This is a genomic window from Corallococcus sp. AB018, assembly GCF_003986945.1.
GTDB classification, from domain to species: Bacteria; Myxococcota; Myxococcia; order Myxococcales; family Myxococcaceae; genus Corallococcus; species Corallococcus exiguus.
This window is the reverse complement of record NZ_RAWR01000386.1, coordinates 1-4022: the sequence shown is the minus strand read 5'-3', so window position 1 is coordinate 4022 and position 4022 is coordinate 1. Positions and strand designations below refer to the sequence as shown.

The 4022-nt window shown below is 69.0% G+C and carries 4 protein-coding genes; 1 reads left to right on the top strand and 3 read right to left on the bottom strand.

Annotation, left to right across the window (positions count from 1 at the left end; all coding sequences use genetic code 11):
• Positions 1 to 83: 83 nt before the first annotated feature.
• From D7Y11_RS41870 to truD, 3 genes are all read right to left on the bottom strand, one after another.
• Positions 84 to 590, bottom strand: a complete 507-nt coding sequence (locus D7Y11_RS41870; protein ID WP_120581561.1) for a hypothetical protein — start codon at positions 588 to 590, stop codon at positions 84 to 86.
• Positions 587 to 1159, bottom strand: coding sequence for an RNA polymerase sigma factor (locus D7Y11_RS41865; RefSeq protein WP_233597534.1), 573 nt, complete (start codon positions 1157 to 1159; stop codon positions 587 to 589). Before D7Y11_RS41865 ends, D7Y11_RS41870 begins: the two co-directional genes overlap by 4 nt.
• 96 nt (positions 1160 to 1255) lie before the next feature.
• Entirely contained in the window at positions 1256 to 2914 is a 1659-nt protein-coding gene (gene truD / locus D7Y11_RS41860) for a tRNA pseudouridine(13) synthase TruD (RefSeq protein WP_120581563.1), read from the bottom strand.
• Between the two features lie 70 nt (positions 2915 to 2984).
• Here truD and D7Y11_RS41855 point away from each other — a divergent pair, with 70 nt between their 5' ends.
• Positions 2985 to 3920, top strand: a complete 936-nt coding sequence (locus D7Y11_RS41855) for a hypothetical protein (RefSeq protein ID WP_121756112.1) — start codon at positions 2985 to 2987, stop codon at positions 3918 to 3920.
• The last annotated feature ends 102 nt before the right edge of the window (positions 3921 to 4022 follow it).

Below are 4022 nucleotides of genomic sequence, written 5' to 3'. Positions count from 1 at the left end.
GAGACAGCCTTCCGCGAGCGCCACGGGGGCGCCGAGGAGGAGGGTCGGAAGCAACAGGCGGGGGAGGATCTTCATGGTCACGCTCAGGCTTCGGAGAGGGACGGAGGAGGGGAGCCGGCCAGGCGCTTCAGGCCGAACAGCGACGTGAACACGACGAAGGCGACGATGCAGGCCACCGCCAGCCCCGCGGTGCTCCACAGGGCGTGCGCACCGCTGAACAGGCCTTCCACGAACGCACGGCTGTCACGCACGCTGGACGCGAACGCGGTGCCCATGCGGCCGAGCGCCCTGTCATTGGTGAACAGGAAGCCCAGACCCACGCCCAGGGACGTGAGCAGGATGGCCAGGCCCGTCCACACCTCGCGGCGCTGGGGCACGGGGCTCTCCGCGACGCGGGCCATCACGTTCACGACCAGCGACGGGGGCGGGAGCGGATCCGCCAGCCGGAACAAGTCGTTCTCCAGCAGGCGGTGGTCCTCCATCAGGGCCGCGCACGCCTCGCACTCCGCGGCGTGATCCAGGGCGGGACCCTCACCGGCCTCCAGCTCCGCGAAGAGGACCTCCAGATCAGGGCAGGGGGTGGGGCTCATCGCGTCTCCTCCTCGGCGGGCGCCATCTTCTTGCGCAGCTTTTCACGGGCTCGGAACAGGCGGGCCATGATGGTCCCGGGCGCGCAGCCCATGATCTGCGCGATCTCCTTCGTGGTGCGCTTCTGGACGTAATAGAGGGCCAGCACTTCACGGTCGTCCACGGAGAGCGTCTCCATGGCGGCCTCCAGTGACTGCCGCTCCTCGCGCGCGATGGCCCCGTCCTCCTGGGACACGTCGTTGCTGGGGAGCACCTCCTTCATGGGCTCCAGCTCCTCCGTGCGCACCTTGGTGCGGCGGCGGAGCAGGTCCAGGCAGAGGTTGCGGGTGATGGCGAGCACCCAGAGATCGAACGGGCGCGAGTCGTCGTACCGGTGGAGGTTCTGGTACGCGCGGAGAAGGGCCTCCTGCGCGACCTCGGCGGCCTCCGCGTCGCTCTGCAAGAGGCGCAGCGCCAGGCCGTACACCGGGCGCTGCACGCTGCGAACGAGCGCTTCGAAAGCGGACGGGTCCCCCTTGCGGGCGGCCTGCACGTCCGCCTTCCAGGGGAGCGGGGCGGCGTCCTCAGCCATCAGCATTCCGATGGCCATGGGGAGCGAGTCGAGGGCAAGAGCGTTCACACCCTGGACTACGGGCGCGGCCAAAGGCCATTGCGCCGCCCTCGATCATCACTTCCGCTTCTGTTTTTTCGCGGACTTGGCGGCGGCAAGGCGCTGCTTTTCGGCCTTTTCCGCCCGGCTTTCGGCCTTCACCTGCTTGCGCTGCTTCTGCTTCGCCCGGAAGCCCAACGGAATCTCCGGCTCGGGAGCAGGCGAGGGGGCGGCTTTGACCTCATCCAGGTCCGGCAGCTCCTCGCGGGGCTTGCGGGCAGGACGGCCGATGCGGCTGGGGGGACGGGCGTCCTTCGCGGGCGGTGCGGCCCGGTCGTCGCGACGGGAGGTGCCCGGACGGGCGGGGCGCTCGGACGTGGCCGGACGCTCGGACGTGGCCGGACGCGTGGTGCGCGGGGTGGCCCGGTCCGCCAGGGTGCGGTGGCGGGAAGGTCCTTCCGAGGCACGCGCGACACTCCGGGCCTCTTCCACCCGGACCTCGTCGCGCTCGGTGGTGACGAGCCGCGGGCGCTGCGAGGTGCGGATGTCCTCCTTCGAGTCCTCCGTGTACTCGAAGTGGAACAGGCGCTTGATGACCAGCGTGGCGTACGCGCCCGGGGGCAGCGTGAAGGCCACGTTGACCTTGATGTCGCCGCGGTTCACGTCGTCGTTCTGCGTGCGGCCCACGACGAGCTTGTGCGGGAACATCACCAGCGGGCGCTCCTCACCCTTGAAGTAGAGCATCCGCTCCGCGCCCTTGATGCGCAGGTCGGGGAGCTTGAGCTTCTCCTTGCCCAGCACCCACGCCATGGCCTCCGCCACCTTCGGATCCTCGAAGGTGGAGTCCGGCCCCACGAGCGGGAAGGTCTTCTCGCGCAGCGTGTGCAGCACGTCCGGGGTCGCGTCCCGGAAGTGCAGCAGCGTGCCGGCCTGGTAGCGCATGGGGAACATGGCTTCGCGCGGCAGCATCAGCTGGAGGTAGCGGCGGACGCCCTCGTTCCAGAGGAAGCTCTGGTATTCGAAGAGGATCATCGCCCGGTAGTCCGAGTCGATCTGCAGGAACGCGCGGAGCCAGTCGCCCGGGTGTTCACGCAGGGAGCGCAGGATGCGGTGGTACTTCTTCGCGCCCTCGAAGGGCACGCGCGCGTCCCACTTGCCCCAGTTGTCGCGCCAGAAGCCCTTCACCTTGGCGTCCTCGGTGCGGTCCAGGTCCGAGGGGCGGGCGAAGTAGTTGTGCAGCGCGGCCTCGAAGTCGCCCCGGATGAGGTCCTTGGCGATGAAGCCCTGGCCGTGCTTGAGCGCGCCGAAGCGCTGGCTGTCGAAGTAGTTCACCACGCCCAGCCGGTTTACCTCCGCGGCGGCCAGGTTCAGCGGCGCAAGCGAGTCACGCGTGAGGGCACGCACGGTGACGGAGAAGCGGTTGGAGGTGATGTTCCTCGCGGACAGCGGCTTGTCCGTCCGGCCCAGGAACTTCAGGCGCAGATCGGGCTCCTGCATGTCCACGTCAGCGCTGTCCACGGCGATGATCTGCTCGGTGCGGCCCTGCTTGTCCTTCAGGCCGCAATAGCTGATGGCGCCGGGCTTGAGGCCGAACGCGTCACGGATTCGGTTGACTGCGTCAAAGGTGGACAGCTTCTGCTTGTCCATCAGGTAGACGCGATGCTTTCCGCTGGCGACTTCGTCGAAGCGGTAGGACTCCTTCACGGAGAAGTCCTCGGGTTTTTGCTTGATTCGCACGATGCCCCCTTACCACGTGACCGCCCGGATTGAAGCGTTCGCGCTGGAAATGGGCTTAACCTGCAACCCCATGAGAAACCTTCCCGTTCTGCTCCTGCTGGGGCTCGCTGGGCTCGCCGCCGGGTGCGCGACCCCGTTGTCCACCATGCAGACGGCCAAGACGCTCTCCCCGGGCCAGGTCCAGGTGACGGGCAGCATGGGCGTGTTCGTCCCGGTGGGGACGCTGGCGTCGGTGGTGGACGTGGGCATCGACCAGGGGCTCGAGGCGAAGCGGGCCATCGAGGAGGACCGGCCCTACAACCTCACGGAGGAGGACCAGCAGCGCCTGCTGACGGCGGGCCTGGCCCTGGCGGTGGCCCCGCCGGGGGTGAACCCGGAGCTGATGGTGCGGGTGGGGCTGCTGGACGGCTTCGACGTGGGAGGGCGTTACAACGGCAACGCGCTGCGCTTCGACGGCAAGGTGCGCCTGGCCCACGGCGGGCCGGGGCCTCGCCGCTCCTATGACCTGGCGCTGGGACTGGGGGTGTCCAAGTACCTGTTCTCCGGGGCGGTGATGGACGTCCTGGAGGTCGTCCAGCTGGGGGACTTCAGCCGGACCGACGTGGAGGTGCCGCTGTACCTGAGCGCCGAGTACGGCGACGTGTTCAAGCTCTACGGCGCCCCCAAGTACGTCTTCAGCCACACCCGGTTGGACGCCCAACTGGTGGACTTCTCCCAGCAGGGCAAGCCGGTGACGGGCTTCGACGCGAGCCTGCCGTCCGTGGTGAACAGCCACTTCGTGGGCTCCACGGTGGGCTTCGCGGTCGGCTACAAGTACGTGCACTTCTACGCGGAGCTCACCGGGGGCTACGTCTTCTGCAACCCCCACGTCTTCGGGCAGAAGCGGGACCTGGGCGGGATGACCTTCCTGCCGTCCGTGGGCCTGGGCTTCCGGGCCCCCGAGCGCCGCCCGGCCGCGTCCGTGAACCCCGCCGCCCCGGGGACGGTGGCCCCGCCGTCCATATGAGCCACCCGACGGGGGCGGGGACTGACCGGCCGTGCAGGGCGTTGGTGGGCTGGAACCGGGGGGGCTTCGCGAGCGTTCCTTTGGGGCGGAAGGCTCTGGTAG

Excerpts from the sequence above, each read along its gene's own strand:
- D7Y11_RS41865 (WP_233597534.1), bottom strand. The coding sequence starts at position 1,159 with ATGGCTGAGGACGCCGCCCCGCTCCCCTGGAAGGCGGACGTGCAGGCC.
- D7Y11_RS41870 (WP_120581561.1), bottom strand. The coding sequence starts at position 590 with ATGAGCCCCACCCCCTGCCCTGATCTGGAGGTCCTCTTCGCGGAGCTG.
- D7Y11_RS41855 (WP_121756112.1), top strand. The coding sequence starts at position 2,985 with ATGAGAAACCTTCCCGTTCTGCTCCTGCTGGGGCTCGCTGGGCTCGCC.